17 protein-coding genes, 1 riboswitch and 1 other annotated feature are annotated in these 17081 nt (G+C 50.0%); of the genes, 13 read left to right on the top strand and 4 right to left on the bottom strand.

All coding sequences use genetic code 11. The annotated features are described in order from the left end of the window. Positions 1 to 72 precede the first annotated feature (72 nt). Entirely contained in the window at positions 73 to 1452 is a 1380-nt protein-coding gene (cysS, locus tag Q4491_RS01260; RefSeq protein ID WP_192015240.1) for a cysteine--tRNA ligase, read from the bottom strand. A gap of 243 nt (positions 1453 to 1695) precedes the next feature. Between cysS and Q4491_RS01255 the strand changes: the two genes are divergently transcribed. The 12 genes from Q4491_RS01255 (at position 1696) to hisIE (ending at position 12491) form a co-directional block, all read left to right on the top strand. Next, positions 1696 to 2193 carry a peptidylprolyl isomerase gene (locus tag Q4491_RS01255; RefSeq protein WP_192015239.1) on the top strand — a complete coding sequence of 166 codons (498 nt, stop codon included), beginning with the start codon at positions 1696 to 1698 and terminating at the stop codon, positions 2191 to 2193. Between the two features lie 47 nt (positions 2194 to 2240). Then, a complete protein-coding gene (gene lpxH, locus Q4491_RS01250; RefSeq protein ID WP_192015238.1) occupies positions 2241 to 2981 on the top strand; it encodes a UDP-2,3-diacylglucosamine diphosphatase in 741 nt (246 codons plus the stop codon). 299 nt (positions 2982 to 3280) lie between these two features. Next, on the top strand, positions 3281 to 4495 hold the full coding sequence (locus tag Q4491_RS01245) for an EAL and HDOD domain-containing protein (protein WP_303454261.1): 1215 nt from the start codon (positions 3281 to 3283) through the stop codon (positions 4493 to 4495). Then, entirely contained in the window at positions 4496 to 4984 is a 489-nt protein-coding gene (locus Q4491_RS01240; RefSeq protein WP_303453580.1) for a YchJ family protein, read from the top strand. Positions 4985 to 5140: 156 nt separating this feature from the next. Continuing rightward, positions 5141 to 5280, top strand: a sequence feature (His leader region). Between the two features lie 47 nt (positions 5281 to 5327). Then, the gene (hisG, locus tag Q4491_RS01235; RefSeq protein WP_192015236.1) at positions 5328 to 6224 is read left to right on the top strand and encodes an ATP phosphoribosyltransferase; all 897 of its coding nucleotides are present in this window, start codon (positions 5328 to 5330) and stop codon (positions 6222 to 6224) included. Between the two features lie 5 nt (positions 6225 to 6229). Further along, positions 6230 to 7546, top strand: coding sequence for a histidinol dehydrogenase (gene hisD, locus Q4491_RS01230; RefSeq protein ID WP_218383014.1), 1317 nt, complete (start codon positions 6230 to 6232; stop codon positions 7544 to 7546). 1 nt (position 7547) lies between these two features. Further along, positions 7548 to 8603, top strand: a complete 1056-nt coding sequence (hisC, locus tag Q4491_RS01225) for a histidinol-phosphate transaminase (RefSeq protein ID WP_192015234.1) — start codon at positions 7548 to 7550, stop codon at positions 8601 to 8603. A 14-nt stretch (positions 8604 to 8617) separates the two neighbouring features. Further along, a complete protein-coding gene (gene hisB, locus Q4491_RS01220; protein ID WP_192015370.1) occupies positions 8618 to 9691 on the top strand; it encodes a bifunctional histidinol-phosphatase/imidazoleglycerol-phosphate dehydratase HisB in 1074 nt (357 codons plus the stop codon). Next, the gene (gene hisH, locus Q4491_RS01215; protein ID WP_303453575.1) at positions 9691 to 10323 is read left to right on the top strand and encodes an imidazole glycerol phosphate synthase subunit HisH; all 633 of its coding nucleotides are present in this window, start codon (positions 9691 to 9693) and stop codon (positions 10321 to 10323) included. The genes hisB and hisH overlap by 1 nt, the downstream gene beginning before the upstream one ends. Positions 10324 to 10340: 17 nt before the next feature. Next, positions 10341 to 11075, top strand: a complete 735-nt coding sequence (gene hisA, locus Q4491_RS01210; RefSeq protein WP_218383013.1) for a 1-(5-phosphoribosyl)-5-[(5-phosphoribosylamino)methylideneamino]imidazole-4-carboxamide isomerase — start codon at positions 10341 to 10343, stop codon at positions 11073 to 11075. Positions 11076 to 11088: 13 nt separating this feature from the next. After that, positions 11089 to 11862 carry an imidazole glycerol phosphate synthase subunit HisF gene (gene hisF / locus Q4491_RS01205; protein ID WP_303453569.1) on the top strand — a complete coding sequence of 258 codons (774 nt, stop codon included), beginning with the start codon at positions 11089 to 11091 and terminating at the stop codon, positions 11860 to 11862. Beyond that, the gene (gene hisIE, locus Q4491_RS01200) at positions 11859 to 12491 is read left to right on the top strand and encodes a bifunctional phosphoribosyl-AMP cyclohydrolase/phosphoribosyl-ATP diphosphatase HisIE (protein ID WP_303453566.1); all 633 of its coding nucleotides are present in this window, start codon (positions 11859 to 11861) and stop codon (positions 12489 to 12491) included. Before hisF ends, hisIE begins: the two co-directional genes overlap by 4 nt. Before the next feature lie 80 nt (positions 12492 to 12571). On the opposite strand, the gene Q4491_RS01195 is transcribed toward hisIE, so the two are convergent. Together Q4491_RS01195 and Q4491_RS01190 are read right to left on the bottom strand one after the other, a co-directional pair. Further along, the gene (locus Q4491_RS01195; protein WP_192015229.1) at positions 12572 to 13174 is read right to left on the bottom strand and encodes a thymidine kinase; all 603 of its coding nucleotides are present in this window, start codon (positions 13172 to 13174) and stop codon (positions 12572 to 12574) included. Positions 13175 to 13361: 187 nt separating this feature from the next. Beyond that, complete coding sequence (locus Q4491_RS01190; RefSeq protein WP_192015228.1) at positions 13362 to 14948, bottom strand: Na+/H+ antiporter NhaC family protein; 1587 nt, start codon at positions 14946 to 14948, stop codon at positions 13362 to 13364. 105 nt (positions 14949 to 15053) lie between these two features. Continuing rightward, positions 15054 to 15233, bottom strand: a riboswitch (Lysine riboswitch). 374 nt (positions 15234 to 15607) lie between these two features. Between Q4491_RS01190 and Q4491_RS01185 the strand changes: the two genes are divergently transcribed. Further along, a complete protein-coding gene (locus tag Q4491_RS01185) occupies positions 15608 to 16000 on the top strand; it encodes an H-NS family nucleoid-associated regulatory protein (RefSeq protein ID WP_027253473.1) in 393 nt (130 codons plus the stop codon). A gap of 108 nt (positions 16001 to 16108) precedes the next feature. On the opposite strand, the gene Q4491_RS01180 is transcribed toward Q4491_RS01185, so the two are convergent. Continuing rightward, a complete protein-coding gene (locus Q4491_RS01180; RefSeq protein WP_192015227.1) occupies positions 16109 to 17080 on the bottom strand; it encodes a lytic transglycosylase domain-containing protein in 972 nt (323 codons plus the stop codon). Between the last annotated feature and the right edge of the window lies 1 nt (position 17081).

Genomic DNA, 17081 nt, shown 5'->3' with positions numbered 1-17081 from the left:
ACAATCCGCACGCACAAAAAAGCCCTCGCAAGAGGGCTTTTTCACTCAGCTGTCCAAGTGTCTGATAAACAGCTATTTACGACGCCAGATCGTACCTTGCGGACCATCCTCAAGAATGATTCCCATGGCTGTCAGCGTATCACGTGCGGCATCTGCTGCTGCCCAGTCTTTCGCAGCTCGGGCATCCAGACGTTGCTGGATCAGTGATTCAATCTCAGCCACATCGTCTGCCTTTGCACTGCTTTGCAGGAAGGTTTCAGGATCCTGCGCCAGCAATCCCAGTACTTCAGCCAGTGCGCGCAGTTGAGCGCCAAGTGCAGAAGCCGCCTTCAGATCTTCACCTTTCAGGCGATTAATCTCACGCGCCATATCAAACATCACAGAGTAAGCTTCAGGCGTGTTGAAGTCATCATCCATCGCCGTGGTAAAGCGCTCAATGAAGGCTTCACCACCCTGTGCGGCAACATCCGTATCCAGACCGCGCAGTGCCGTATACAGACGCTCCAGCGCAGAGCGTGCCTGCTTCAGGTTCTCTTCGCTGTAATTGAGCTGGCTGCGATAATGGCCAGACATCAGGAAATAACGAACCGTTTCAGCATCGTAATGCTCCAGCACATCACGAATGGTGAAGAAGTTACCCAGTGATTTGGACATCTTCTCACGATCAACCATCACCATACCGCTGTGCATCCAGGTATTCACATACTGGGTATCATGGGCACAGCAGGATTGCGCAATTTCATTTTCGTGATGCGGGAACTGAAGATCAGAGCCGCCGCCGTGAATGTCAAAATGATCGCCCAGAATGGCCGAGTTCATTGCAGAACATTCAATGTGCCAGCCCGGACGGCCAGGTCCCCATGGTGATTCCCAGGTCGGCTCGCCCGGTTTGGACATTTTCCACAGCACGAAATCCAGTGGGCTGCGTTTTGCCGTTTCAATATCAACACGCGCACCGGCCTGCAGCTGTTCCAGATCCTGGCCAGACAACTTACCGTATTCGTCAAACTTACTGACTTCAAACATCACGTCGCCATTGTCTGCCACGTACGCGAAACCGCGTTCGATCAGACGTTCACACAGCGCAACAATTTCCGGAATGAATTTGGTCGCACGAGGCTCAATATCCGGACGCGCCATACCCAAGGCATCAAAATCGGCGTACATTTCGCCGATCAGACGTTCGGTCAGAGAGTCACAGCTTTCACCGTTTTCTGCCGCGCGTTTAATAATTTTATCGTCAATATCTGTGATATTACGGACAAATGTCAGATCATAGCCACTGTAACGCAAGTAGCGTGACACCACGTCGAATGCAACAAAGGTGCGGCCGTGGCCGATGTGACATAAATCGTAAATAGTAACCCCGCAGACGTACATGCCTATTTTGCCAGGCACTATGGGTTTAAATTCCTCTTTTTGTCTTGTCAGTGAGTTATAGATCTTTAACATGTCTGATAATTACTCATTTCGGGGGTTACGATTCAAAGGGCTGATTATACCCAAGTCGCCTCAAGATGCTAGGTTCAGCGCGATTGGCATGGTTAACGGGTGCAGTACCGATTTTACCAATCCCAACCCTCTTCTATAGTTATAGAATTAACTTGGTTCACCTGTATAAACTGTATTGACGCTTTGCCTTAGTTCGTTAGAATTCAGGGTTTAAAGCAATACACTCCAGTTAAGGATAAGCTCATGGTAACGCTTCACACCACTTTTGGTGATATTAAAATCCAGCTCAACACAGAAAAAGCTCCGGAAACCAGTGCGAACTTCCTGCAGTACTGCCGTGACGGTTTCTACAATGGTACGCTGTTTCACCGTGTGATTGACGGCTTCATGGTTCAGGGCGGCGGTATGGCGTCCGGCATGGTTGAAAAAGAAACCCGTGCACCAATCAAGAATGAAGCTAACAATGGTCTGAGCAACAAAACTGGCAGCATCGCGATGGCCCGCACCATGGAACCACATTCCGCAAGCTCTCAATTCTTCATCAACGTGAATGATAACAACTTCCTGGATTTCAAATCTGAAACACCAGATGGTTGGGGATACTGCGTATTTGGTGAAGTGGTTGAAGGTATGGATATCGTCAACAAGATCAAAGCGGTTGCGACAGGTAACTGGGGCTATGTCCATCAGGACGTGCCGGTTGAAGAAGTTGTCATCAATTCTGTTACCATCGAAGAATAATTCCCTGCCAAGGTGGCCGTTCATACCGGCCACCTGTCTCAATACTTATGACCATATGTTTTATAGCTGATTTGCACCTGAGTGCGGATCGCCCTGATATTACCGATTGTTTTCTGCACTTTATGTCAACCGAGGCAACCCAATGCGAAGCACTCTATGTGTTGGGCGATCTGTTTGAAATGTGGATTGGTGATGACGACGACAATGCCTTTCACCGCCAGATCAAATGTGCATTTAAAGCATTGACGGATTCCGGTGTGCCCTGTTTTTTCATTCATGGCAACCGTGATTTCCTGATCGGCAAGCAATTCAGCCGTGAAACAGGCGTCATGTTATTACCAGAGCACACTGTGATTGACCTGTACGGTACGCCAACGCTGATTTTGCATGGTGACACTTTGTGTACCCTGGATGAAAGCTATCAGCGTTACCGGAAAAAAGTCCATAATCCATTTATTCAATGGCTATTTTTGCGCCTACCGCTGGCATGGCGCCAGGCTGTTGGCCGCAAGATGCGCTCTGGCAGCAGTAGCAACAATCAGATGAAGTCCTATGACATCATGGATGTGACGCCACAAGCTGTCACTGATTTAATGTCAGAACACCAAGTGACCCATATGATTCATGGCCATACCCATCGCCCGGCCGTTCATGATTTAACCATTGATGGGCAGCAGGCCACCCGGACCGTGCTGGGTGACTGGTATGATCAGGGTTCCGTTCTGCTCTGCACAGCTGCCGGTTGCCAGCTGCAAATGCGCAGCTTCAGAATGGCTGACCAAAACTAGCGATACATATTCACACTCACACACAACCCGGTGATTCATAACCAGAGGCTGAATTCGGGTCGACACCGGGCATTACTTTTACTTATCAATCTTATCTTTTGGGCTTAAGATCACAAGCCGCGCAATTTCTCAGCGAAAGGTCACAACCAGTGGAAAATTCTACTGCTAATGTTACGCAACGGTGATAATTATTAGTAATATACTGGTTCACTCCTGTCATGCGGACTATTCACCAAAGAGAATCACTGGCAATGCAAGCCCTCGCCAACACAACGATAACCATAAACAGTGCTGATATCATGTATTCTTATCTTGCCCGGCAGCCCGTTTTAGATCGCGAAAAAACGACTATTGGCTACGAATTGCTCTTTCGCGACGGGCCCAAAAATTGTTTCCCGGATGTGCCGCCCGAAGAGGCAACAAATCGCTTGTTACTGAACAATTTCTTCTCTAACGGTTCAAACGATGTATGCAGCGGCAAACTCGCCTTTGTCAACTTTCCTGAAAAAAGCCTGCTTAAAGGTACACCTCTTCTTTTTCCATCCCATACTTTTGTAATTGAAGTGCTGGAAGACTGCACCCCCTCAGATACGCTTCTGGAAACGGTTAAAGACCTTTATCAGCGTGGCTACCAGATAGCACTGGACGATTTTAACCCGAGCGTAGAATGGAACCGGTTTTTGCCTTTCGTCCACATCATTAAATTTGATTTACAACTGACGCCTATTGATAAAGCGCGATTTTTTATTCGCCGCCACAAAGACAAGCCAATTCAGTTTCTGGCTGAAAAAGTGGAAACCTACGCCGAATTCAAAGAAGCCAAAGCGGCGGGATTTCATCTGTTTCAGGGGTATTTCTTCAGCAAGCCCGAAATGATGCAGCAAAAGACACTCAGCCCTTCGGCGCTGACGACGCTGAGGCTCTACCAGCAGATCTGTCAGGATGTGGTGAACTTTGATGAGGCGGAGGAGATCATTGCGACCGATTTGTCCTTATCGTACAAGTTATTACGCCATGTGAATGCCATCACCTCAAACCGTGCTGTGCCCATTTCCTCCTTCAAGCAGGCACTCATTTATCTGGGGGAAGAAAGGCTTCGCCGCTTTATCAGTTTTGTGGCAACCTCACACGTTACCCGTGACAAGCCGTCATCACTCTACTGCCTGTCTTTGCAACGGGCCCATCTGTGCGAACTGCTGGCCGCTGACATTTCCCCGAAATTAAATGGCAACCGTGCTTTTCTGACGGGGCTTTTCTCGATGCTGGATTCACTGCTTGATCAGCCGCTCGATGTGTTGATCCCTATGCTGCCGCTCGATATCAGCATTCAGGGCGCCTTGATTCACCGCAGCGGAAAACTGGGATACCTGCTGTCACTGGTGTGCGCCTATGATCATGCCGATTGGGATCAGGTGGATAGCATGTGCTCTAAACTGGGTCTGGAGAGTGAACATGTTGCGAACCGCTACCTGGAATCTTTAGAATGGGTGACCAGCATAGAAGAACTGCAATAAATGATGACAAACACACAATTATGTCCTTGTGGCAGCCAGCAACCTTTATCCAGCTGCTGCCAGCTTGTCCACCAGAATCCATCAATGGCCCTGCATCCTGAACAGCTCATGCGCGCCCGATACAGCGCGCATGTTCTGGGACTGGTCGATTTTGTCGTCGCGACTTACCACCCCAGTTGTCAGGCAGAACAATATCGCGACGCCATCGCAGACTCCATCAATAGTGAATGGCTTGGGCTTGAGGTCGTCAGTAGCCAGATCGCCAGCGATACCCAAGGCTATGTCGAATTCAAAGCCTTTTACCGTGACGAAAACCAAGAATATTGCCTGCACGAAAAGTCACGATTTTTACGTGAAATGATCGGAAACAGCCCACAATGGTTCTATATCGACGGCGAGTATCAGGAAGCAACCGAACCGCTGAAAGTGGGCCGGAATGATCCCTGCACGTGCGGTAGCGGCAAGAAGTTTAAAAAATGCTGTATGTAAGCTAATCCCCGTGTGGCATTCAGCACAAAGAAATTTCCAAAATGTACTAATTAACTATTGCAAAACCGCCGTAGCTTGGTTAGTGTGAATAACAAGTCCACAGTCAATAATGATTTAGACAGAGTACATAATTATGCGTATCCAAATGGTAAACCTACACCACCATCATCATCCTGATTAGTCTTTCAGGAGGATACGCCTCACTCTGGAAGACGACAATTCGCCTCTTCCAGCGGTCGCTACATATAAGCAGCATTCAGACCCCCGGAAGAGAAATCTTCCGGGGGTTTTTCGTTTTAGCACTGAATTTAAAAGATAAATTAAGCATATAGGGAATGTCATCATGCAAACACAACGACTACGCATTGCTATCCAGAAGAAAGGACGACTGAGCACTGAATGTAAAGATCTCCTGAAGCGCTGCGGTGTAAAATTCAATCTGATCGGTGAGCGCCTTGTGGTTCACTGTGAAAACATGCCCATCGACCTGCTGCTGGTTCGTGATGATGACATTCCCGGCCTGATTATGGATGGTGTCGTTGATCTGGGCTTCATTGGTGAAAATGAACTGGAAGAAGTCGGGCTTGAGCGTGCGGCGCGGGGTGAACCCAGCCACTACGAGATGCTGCGTCGCCTGGATTTCGGTGGCTGCCGTCTGTCTATTGCGATTGATAAAGATGAGGAATACCTAGGTCCGCAAGATCTGCAAGGTAAGCGCATTGCCACTACCTATCCACAACTGGTGAAGCGCTACATGACAGAGCAGGGTGTGACATTCAGCACCTGCATGCTCAATGGCTCAGTCGAAGTTGCACCACGTGCCGGTCTGGCCGATGCCATCTGTGACCTGGTTTCCACCGGTGCGACACTCGAGGCCAACGGCCTGAAAGAAGTCGAAGTGATCCTGCAGTCTAAAGCGGTACTGATTCAGCGTTCTGGTGATTTCAGCGCCGACAAACAAGCGTTGATCGAGCGTCTGTTAACCCGTATGCAAGGTGTGATTCAGGCCAAAGAGTCGAAATACATCATGCTGCACGCACCGACTGAGTGCCTGGAACAAGTGACAGCCTTACTGCCTGGCGCGGAAGACCCTACCGTACTGCCGCTGTCTCACGACAAAAGCCGCGTCGCCGTTCACCTTGTCAGCTCAGAAAATCTGTTCTGGGAAACCATGGAACAACTGAAAGCGCTGGGCGCCAGCTCAATTCTCGTTCTGCCAATTGAGAAAATGATGGAGTAAGCACCATGAAGACGGTTGTATGGCAATCTCTGAGTGAACAGCAGCGTGAATCATTACTGCAACGCCCGGCCATCACAGCAGGCGAGAATGTGACGGCAATTGTCAAAGACATCATTACAGATGTTCGCGAACGCGGTGATGAGGCCTTGCTGGAGCTGGCAGAAAAATTCGATAAAGTCCGCCCGGAATCAATCAAAGTCAGCCAGGAAGAGATTCAGGCCGCCGCTGACAGACTGTCTGAGGACATGAAACAGGCACTGCAACAGGCATACGCCAACATCGCCAAGTTCCATAAAGCGCAAAAAACCAAGCCACTGCAGGTTGAAACACAACCCGGTGTTATCTGTGAGCAGGTCACCCGGCCCATTAATGCCGTGGGTCTGTACATTCCGGGCGGAAGCGCCCCCTTACCGTCGACTGTGTTGATGCTGGGCGTGCCGGCACAAATTGCCGGATGCCGGCGTGTAGTGCTTTGTTCGCCCCCGCCTATCGCCGATGAGATTCTGTATGTCGCCCAACTGTGCGGCATTACCGATGTCTACAATGCCGGTGGTGCGCAGGCTGTCGCCGCCATGGCATACGGCACCGAATCAGTATCCAGAGTCGACAAAATTTTCGGCCCCGGTAATGCGTTTGTTACCGAGGCCAAACGTCAGGTCAGCAATGATTTTAATGGCGCCGCCATTGACATGCCTGCCGGCCCGTCTGAAGTCATGGTCATTGCCGACAGTGGCGCTGATCCGGATTTTATCGCTGCTGATTTGCTCAGTCAGGCTGAGCACGGACCAGATTCACAGGTTGTGCTGGTCACCCCTGAGCCAAGTATTGCCGACCGCGTCGCTGACGCCATTGCAAAACAGCTCAGCAGTTTGTCCCGTGCCGATATTGCCCGCCAGGCACTCGGATCGAGCCTGATGATCATTGCCGACAGCATCACTCAGTGCGTGTCTATCTCAAATCACTACGGACCTGAGCATCTGATTGTTCAGACCCGTAACCCGCGTGATTTAGTGCCTCTGCTGGATAACGCCGGCTCGATTTTCCTGGGGCACTGGTCGCCGGAATCCGTAGGCGATTACGCCTCAGGCACCAACCACGTATTGCCTACTTATGGTTATACCAAAACGTATTCCAGCCTGGGTCTGGCCGACTTTACCAAGCGTATGACGGTGCAGGAACTCAGTGCCGATGGCCTGCTGGAACTGGCGCCGACGGTGGAAACCATGGCAACCGCAGAAGGTCTGGACGCACACCGCCGTGCCGTCAGCATCCGGGTAGAAAAAATCAAACAATCACGCTCATCGACGTTGAAAGAGGCTTAAGATGAACCCTGAATTACTGGCTCGTAAAACCGTTCGCGAACTCACGCCATACCAGTCTGCCCGCCGCCTTGGCGGCAGTGGTGACATCTGGCTGAATGCCAACGAGTCGCCGTTCGTCAATGAATACAAGATTCAGTGTGACCGCCTGAACCGCTACAGCTCCTGCCAGCCAGAAGCGCTGATTCAGGCCTATGCCGATTATGCGCGTGTCGATAAATCCCAGGTGCTGACTTCGCGTGGGGCTGACGAAGGCATTGAGTTGCTGGTCCGCACTTTCTGTGAGCCTAAGCAAGACAGCATTCTTTACTGCCCGCCGACTTACGGCATGTACAGCATCAGTGCCGAGACCTTTGATGTGGGGGTCAAGCAGGTACCGCTGACCGCTGACTGGCAGCTGGATTTACCTTCGATTGCCGATAACCTGGACGGCGTCAAACTGGTATTTGTCTGCAGCCCTAACAACCCGACCGGCAACCTCATTCGCCGTGATGACATTATTACGCTGCTGAACATGACGCAAGACAAAGCCCTGGTAGTAATGGACGAAGCCTATATCGATTTCTGTCCGGAAGCTTCCACGGTTGATTTGCTGGCGCAGTTCCCGAATCTGGTGATCCTGCGTACCCTGTCTAAAGCCTTTGCCCTGGCTGGCCTGCGTTGTGGCTTCACACTGGCTAACTCAGTGGTGATTGATTTACTGCTGAAAGTCATTGCACCTTACCCTGTACCTATCCCTGTGGCTGATATTGCAGTCCAGGCACTGTCGCCCGCCGGTCTGGCCAGAACCAAATTTCAGGTGCTCGACCTGAGCGCAAACCGTGCTTACCTGCAAGCTGGACTGGGTATGTTACCGGGTGTGACGGTATACGACGGCTATGGTAACTATCTGCTGGTACGTTTTCCTGACGGTGATGCCATGTTCAAAGCCCTGTGGGATAACGGCATTATTCTGCGCCGCTCTCCGATCGAGAACTGTATCCGTATCAGTATTGGCAGCCGGGATGAGTGCGAGAAGACCCTGGCCTTCATCCGCACTCAGCTGGAAAAGATTTCGTAATTTGGAAGGATTCTATTGTGAGCAAGGAAAAAATTCTCTTTATTGATCGCGACGGCACTTTAATTGCCGAACCGCCGGTAGACTTCCAGGTCGATCGGCTGGACAAACTTGAGCTGGAGCCCTTCGTCATCCCTGCCCTGCTAAAACTGCAGGATGCAGGCTATAAACTGGTCATGGTGACCAATCAGGACGGACTGGGCACAGACAGTTACCCGCAGGCTGACTTTGATGCTCCGCACAATATGATGATGGCCATTTTCGAGTCTCAGGGAGTTCGCTTCGATGATGTGCTGATCTGCCCGCATTTTGAACACGACAACTGCAGTTGCCGCAAGCCCAAGCTCGGCCTGGTCAAAGACTACCTGCAACAAGGCCGTGTCGATTTTGCCACCTCTGCGGTTATCGGCGATCGCCAAACCGATCTGCAACTGGCCGGCAACATGGCTATCCGGGGTATCCAGTACCAGCGTGAAAGCCTGAACTGGCAGCAGATAGTGGCCGATCTCACCACCCGTCCCCGCATTGCCGAAGTGGTCCGCAAGACCAAAGAAACCGACATCAGAGTGAAGGTCAATCTGGATCAGTCCGGCGGCAACGTGATTCAGACCGGTCTGGGCTTTTTCGATCACATGCTGGATCAGATTGCGACTCACGGCGGCTTCCAGCTCATCCTGACAGTGGATGGTGACCTGCACATTGATGACCACCACAGTGTGGAAGACACCGCACTGGCACTGGGCCAGGCGCTGAAAGAAGCGCTGGGCGACAAACGCGGCATCGGCCGCTTTGGCTTCAGCCTGCCAATGGACGAATGCCTGGCTCAGTGTGCGCTGGACTTATCCGGCCGCCCCTATCTGAAATTCGATGCCAAGTTCAGCCGTGAAAACGTCGGTGATCTGTCAACGGAAATGGTCCCGCACTTCTTCCGCTCCCTGACCGATACACTGGCCTGCACGCTGCACCTTTCTTCCGATGGCAACAACGATCACCACATCGTTGAAAGCCTGTTTAAAGCCTTTGGCCGTACCTTGCGCCAGGCCATTAAAGTGGAAGGCAACGAGCTGCCGAGCAGTAAAGGGGTGCTGTAATGACTGATTCAACTCAGAAAGTTGTCATCATTGATACAGGGTGCGCCAACGTGTCATCCGTGCGATTTGCCATTGAGCGTTTGGGTTATCAGGTGACCGTCAGCCGGGATCCTGAGATTGTACTGGCGGCAGATAAACTCTTCCTGCCCGGTGTAGGTACCGCCAGCGAGGCTATGAAAAACCTGGCCGAGCGCGACCTAATCACACTGGTCAGCCAGGTCGACAAACCCTTGCTGGGTATCTGTCTGGGCATGCAGCTGCTGGGTGACTACTCAGAAGAACAAGGCCTGAATGGTACAGAACACGTACCCTGTCTGAAGCTTTGTCCGGCACCGGTGCAGAAAATGCGCACCGGTGAGCTGCCCTTACCGCACATGGGATGGAATACCATTACTCCGGAAGAGGGCCACCCATTATTTAACGGCATCCCTGCTGGCAGTTATTTCTATTTCGTCCACAGCTACGCCATGCCGGCGTTTAACACCGAGCAAGGCAGAACGATAGCCAGCTGTGAATACGGCCAGCCATTTACTGCCGCAGTGCAAAGCGGTAATTACTACGGTGTGCAGTTTCACCCTGAACGTTCCGGTAAAACCGGTGCACAACTGATTCAAAACTTTCTCGATATGTAGGACGACAAGGACTGGTTATGATTATTCCCGCACTCGATTTAATAGATGGCCAGGTCGTCCGCCTGTTTCAGGGCGATTACGGTCAGGTAACCGAGTATAAAGTAAACCCCGCAGAACAGTTTGCGCTGTATCATCAGGCAGGGGCTGACTGGCTGCACCTGGTTGATCTGACCGGCGCGAAAGACACCTCTGCTCGCCAGCTCGATTTAATCCGTGCCCTGCTGGCCAGCACGCCTGCCAATATCCAGATTGGAGGCGGCGTTCGCAGCGAGCAAGATGTTGCCGACTTACTGAATGCCGGCGCGCAGCGTGTTGTGATTGGTTCAACCGCGGTTAAACAACCGGAAGTTGTTAAGGCTTGGATGGAAAAATACGGCCCGGAGCGCATCGTACTGGCGCTGGACGTCAACATCGATGACAACGGCCAGCGCAAAGTGGCCGTCTCCGGCTGGCAGGAAGATTCAGGCGTCACCATTGAAGCCCTGATTGAAGACTTCCGCACCGTGGGCCTTAAACATGTTCTGTGTACGGATATCTCCCGCGACGGCACGCTGGCTGGCTCTAATGTCGATTTGTACCGCGACTTATGTGCGCAATACCCAGACGTTCAGTTCCAGTCATCCGGCGGTATCGGATCACTGGATGACATTGCTGCACTGAAAGGCTCAGGCGTTGCCGGCGTGATTGTCGGCCGTGCCCTGCTGGACGGTAAATTTACCGCAGAGCAGGCATTTGCCTGCTGGAACGAGTGACAAGGAGCCTGACATGTTAGCAAAACGCATTATTCCCTGCCTGGATGTCCGTGACGGCCAGGTCGTTAAGGGTGTCCAGTTCCGAAATCACGAAATCATCGGTGACATCGTTCCGCTGGCAAAACGCTACGCGGAAGAAGGGGCCGATGAGTTAGTTTTCTACGATATCACAGCGTCCAGCGATGGCCGTGTCGTTGACAAAAGCTGGGTCGAACGTGTCGCTGAAGTCATCGATATTCCGTTCTGTGTCGCGGGCGGTATTAAATCAGCCGACGATGCCCAGCAAATACTGCAATTTGGCGCGGATAAAATTTCTATCAATTCGCCGGCGTTAGCCAACCCTGCGCTGATCACTGAGCTGGCAGATAAATTCGGTGTGCAGTGTATTGTGGTGGGTATCGATTCTTACTTTGATGCCAAAACCGGTCAGTATCAGGTTTACCAGTTCACCGGTGATGAAAGCCGCACCCAGGTCACCCAGTGGCAAACCGCTGACTGGATTGAGGAAGTGCAGCGCCGCGGGGCAGGTGAAATCGTATTGAACATGATGAACCAGGATGGTGTTCGTCAGGGCTATGATCTGACTCAGCTGAATCTGGTTCGTGACATTTGCAAAGTGCCGCTTATTGCCTCCGGCGGCGCCGGTGAAATGGCGCATTTTGCCGATGCCTTTACTATCGCCAAAGTTGACGGCGCCCTCGCCGCCTCTGTTTTCCACAAGCAAATCATTAATATTGGCGAACTCAAGCAATACCTCAAACAACAACAGGTGGAGATCCGACTATGAGCCTGAGCAGTGAAATTAATTGGGACAAGGTCGACGGTCTGGTCCCCGCCGTAGTGCAGGACAGCCGCAGCGGCCAGGTACTGATGCTGGGCTACATGAATGATGAAGCACTCAGCAAAACGCTGAATACCCGGCAGGTGACTTTCTGGTCACGCAGCAAACAACGTCTTTGGACTAAAGGCGAGACATCCGGCAATGTGCTGCAACTCAAACAAATTCAGCTCGACTGTGATCAGGATACCCTCCTGGTCAGCGCCGAGCCTGTTGGCCCCACCTGCCATCTCGGTACAACCACCTGTTTCGACAAGGGCAGCACAGACAGCGGAGACACTGCCACCGCCCCCGATCTGGTGTTTCTTCACCGACTGGAGCAAGTGCTGGCAGCCCGCAAAGGCGCCGATCCTGAGTCCTCTTACACCGCCAGCCTTTACGCTCGTGGCACCAAGCGGATTTCGCAGAAGGTGGGCGAAGAAGGCGTTGAAGTCGCGCTTGCGGCAACGGCGGGTGACAAAGAGGAGGTAATTTCCGAATCAGCCGACCTGATGTATCACCTGATAGTGTTACTTCAGGATCAGGGTCTGAGCCTGTCTGATGTGATTGCCAAACTGCAGGAAAGGCATAAAGGCTAAAGCCTGCGACAAACCCCATTAAAAAAGGAAGCTTCAGCAGCTTCCTTTTTTATTTCATTTCCATTATTACGCTGGCTTTATCAGGCGCTTTTCGCCGCCTGACGAGCTTGACCCATCGCTTCTTTATAATGCTTCCGGCAAACTGATACGTATCTGTCATTACCACCGATTTCAACCTGATCGCCATCCGCAATGGCTTTACCTGACGCATCATGGCGAATCACCATGTTCGCTTTTCGGCCGCAATGACAAACGGTTTTCAGTTCGACCAGTTTATCGGCCCAGGCCAGCAGGTACTGACTACCTTCAAACAGCTCACCACGAAAATCGGTACGCAAGCCATAGCAAAGCACAGGAATATCCAGTTTATCGACCACTTCAGTCAACTGGTGAACCTGATCTTTCGTCAGGAACTGGCATTCATCCATTAACACGCAATCCACTCGTGACAAGCTGTTCATCTGAGACAGCTTATCCCACAGGTTATCTTCCGGGCTATACAGTTCAGCCTCTTCAGACAGACCAATTCTGGAACTGACCTTACCCTGACCAAACCGGTTATCAATGGCTGCGGTAAAAATTACCGGCGACATGCCGCGTTCACGATAGTTAAAAGACGACTGCAACAGCGTCGTCGACTTCCCGGCATTCATCGCCGAGTAATAAAAATACATTTGCGCCATCAGGCTTTCCGCATCACTCTGAATATCGCAAGATGCTACCGAAGAAGAATGCGAATTGGAAGTCTGGCTCCCGGCTTCATGCGGTGAGACCACTTTACGATGAATGACTGTACACAGAGATAAAAAAACCGGCTCAGTGCAGACTAAGCCGGTTCAGTGCCATCTTTCTACGATGGCTAAGCTGCTCTTACGCGCCTTTCAGCGGGCGTTTGGCAATCCAGGCAAGGGATACACAAACCAGTAAGAAAGCGACTGTCGCAGCCACAAAAGACACCGCCAGAGATTCTGTCATCCCTAACACGGTAAAGCCTACCGCAGAAACGAGTGCAACGGACAATGCGTAAGGCAACTGTGTCGACACATGGTCAATGTGATTACAGCGTGCCCCCGTTGAAGACAATATGGTGGTGTCTGAAATAGGTGAACAGTGATCACCAAAAACAGAACCAGCCAGTACCGCACTGAGCATAGGCAGAATCAGGCTGATGTCAGTTGCCGCAGCCAGATCGCCGGCTATCGGCAACATAATACCAAAGGTGCCCCAGGACGTACCGGTCGAGAAAGCCATAATACCGGCCAGCAGAAACAGAATCACAGGCAACCAGACAGGGTTAATATTGCCCTGAACCAAAGTCGACAGGAATTTACCTGTTGCCATATCGCTGATTATGCTACCGATTGTCCAGGCAAAAAACAGAATAAGAATGGCACCGAACATGGATTTCGCACCAATCCATAAAGCATGCGCAATGTGCTTTACCGGAATAGCCTGGCGTCCAACGGCAACCAGTGCCGATAATAACCCCAGCAGACCGCCGTAACACAAAGAGGCCCCAACATCGGTAGACTCAAATGCGCCAAGAATAGAAAACGGTTTACCGTCAGCCTGCAAACTCTGATTACCGGTGTAGATCATGAAGAATAATGTGGCTGCCACCAGTACCAGAATAGGAATAATGAGATCGCCCACTTTTCCATTTTCACTTTCTTCTATTTCAAGTTCGTCATTCAAATCTTTGGCTTCGGCATGAACTTCTTCATTGTCAAACCCGCGAGCATGACTGGCCTGAACTTCATGCTTCTTCATCAAACCAACATCTAATTGGAACCAGGCAACAACAAATACCATCAGCAGCGCGAACACAGCGTAAAAATTCATAGGTGCCAATTGCATGAAGGCGCTTAACGCAGAATATTCAGTCACACCATGTGAAACCAAAATACCCCCCACCACTGTAATGATATATGCCCCCCAACTGGATGCAGGCATCAGTACACACATAGGTGCGGCAGTGGAGTCCAGAATATAAGCCAGTTTTGAGCGGGAAACATAAAAGCGGTCGGTGACTGGCCGGGAAATCGAACCAACCGCCAAGCTGTTGAAATAATCATCAACAAAAATAAACACGCCAAGAAAAGCCGCTAAAAGTTTTGCACCGCGTTTACTTTTAATCTTAGTTTGCGCCCATTGTGCAAAAGCACGCGTACCGCCAGAGAGCGTCAGTAATGCTGTGGTCATGCCTAATAAAAGCAAGAAAGCAACAATACTCATATTCCAGGTATTGATGCTGTCACCATCTATAAACAGCCCTTCAATTTTGTTTCTCAAATAAGAGACAGTATTGAACATACTGAAATCAGTCAGCAATAACGCACCGATCAAAATGCCAATACCCAGCGAGAGAAGCACTCGTCGAGTAAGAATAGCAAGGCTTAACGCCACGAGTGGCGGTAAAATGGAAATGGAGGATTGGGAAAAATCTACTAGGTTCATGATCTCTACTACAACCGATCGTGGTTGGAGATCTACTGTTAAACACGGTACCGATGTCAACCGTGATGGGAAGCGATATAGGAAAGAGACTGATGCCCCTCCCGACCCCACAGTAGCGCTCCATAGTTAATTGTAAGTTACTATGGCAGTGTTGTCCCTTTCAGTGACAACCCCAGCAAGGTGATTTGACAGACCAGCCTTACTTCGGCATTAGCTCCTTTCACTGACGTTCCTCGGGGTCACCTCCCGCCAGTTACTGATAGATAATGCACCTCTACCCTTAGTCAAGGAATCGCGTATTCTACTTTTTGTTATCTGATTTGCAACTACAGAAAGCCAATATCTGCTACTTTGAGTTAATACTACTGCACTAATCTTCTGTATTTACTTACATTTGCGCCCAAAACGCACTGTAAATGAATATGAAATTATTAGCATTACAGCAAGTTAAAATATTCGTACTCCCCCATTTTATTAACAAGCAAAAAAACGAATGGTGCCGCCTTTCATTGTTCAAAGATAAAGTTCAAGTATAAAAAACCGCCTGATTAATAATGCAAACTAACAATTTTATTTGGCAGTTGGGTTTAAAAAGTATTACTATTGCAGATATAAAGTGATTCACTAATAATTAGTATAACGCCAACAGGAAATTTGAAATGTCTGATGCAATGAAAGCGCTATTAAACCTTCGTAGTCTTCGTGCACTTGCTCGTGAATATTCACTGGAGCAACTGAAAGAAGCCCTGGAAAAACTTCAGACCGTGGTTGATGAACGTGAAGAATCAGAAGCGGAAGAAATCGCGAAAGAAAAAGAGCGCGAAGAAAAACTGAAGCAATACCGAGATATGCTACTGGCTGATGGTATTGATCCTGAAGAACTGATGGCAAACATTGGTAAAGCAAAAACCAAGCGTGCAGCTCGCCCGCCTAAATACAAGTTCATCGATGAAAACGGTGAAGAGAAAACCTGGACAGGCCAAGGCCGCACGCCAAGCGCTCTTAAAAAAGCACTGGATGAAGGTAAATCTCTGGACGACTTCAAGCTTTGATCAAACAAGGTTGATCAAGACCAGATCAAAAAACCCGGCATTGCTGCCGGGTTTTTTATTATTCGCAATTAATAACGCATATCGTTTTTTGTTCAGCTAAATCCGCAGCTACCGAATACTGTCTGCCAGTGTACTGACAGCTAACGCAAAATAATGCGACCGGTTCCATTTCAGTAATGTTTGGTAATTACCGTACACTAAGTAAGCTCTGCCATGATTATCGTCTGGTTGCACCAGCCATGCATTGATATCTACCTTAGGTAGCGCAGTGCCATTCAAACGGCGCACACCCAGTTGATCCCACTCAGACAACGTTTTCATCTTTTGGGATTCCACACCTTTCAGGGTATCGCTCAACCTATCTGGAATACGTACCTGGCGTCCCCATGTGTATTTGTCATCCCAACCTGATTTACTCAGGTAGTTGGCCGCAGAAGCAAAAACATCATCTTCCGTTTTCCAGATATCAGCTTTATCGTCGCCATTTCCGTCAACAGCAAAGGTCAGGTATGAGGTCGGCATAAACTGAGGCTGCCCCATGGCACCGGCCCAGGAGCCTTTCATATCCGCTGCAGTAATATGGCCTTGCTGTAAAATAGTTAAAGCCGCCATGACCTGCTCACGGAAGAAGGCTTCACGGCGACCTTCATAAGCAAGCGTCGTCAACGCTTCAATGACATTATACGAGCCGGTTAAGCGACCAAAATTACTTTCCACGCCCCACAATGCCACGATGAACCTGGGCTGAACACCATACTGACGCCCGATTCGCTCCAGTGCCGTTTTATGCTGCTGATAATACTTATTCGCCTGTTCAATTTTCCACTGGGGAACAGCTTTAGGTAAATATTCATCCAGTGTTAACTTCTTTTCTGGCTGATTTTTATCAGCTTTAACTGCACGTTCAATGAATGTGACATCAGCGAAGGCGGACTCAAGAATCGAATCATCTATCCCCTTCTCACGTGCTTCTTGTTTTAGCCCGGAGACATAATTATCAAAACTTTCATCAGCCGATACTATCGGTGATGCAAGGCCTAGTCCTAAGGACACAAAGACAGCTACCCATTGCTTACGCATA

The sequence above is a fragment of the Photobacterium sp. 2_MG-2023 genome (assembly GCF_030547675.1).
Lineage (GTDB): Bacteria > Pseudomonadota > Gammaproteobacteria > Enterobacterales > Vibrionaceae > Photobacterium > Photobacterium arenosum.
Note: the sequence above shows the minus strand (reverse complement) of the source record. Positions and strands in the feature narration are given on the sequence as shown.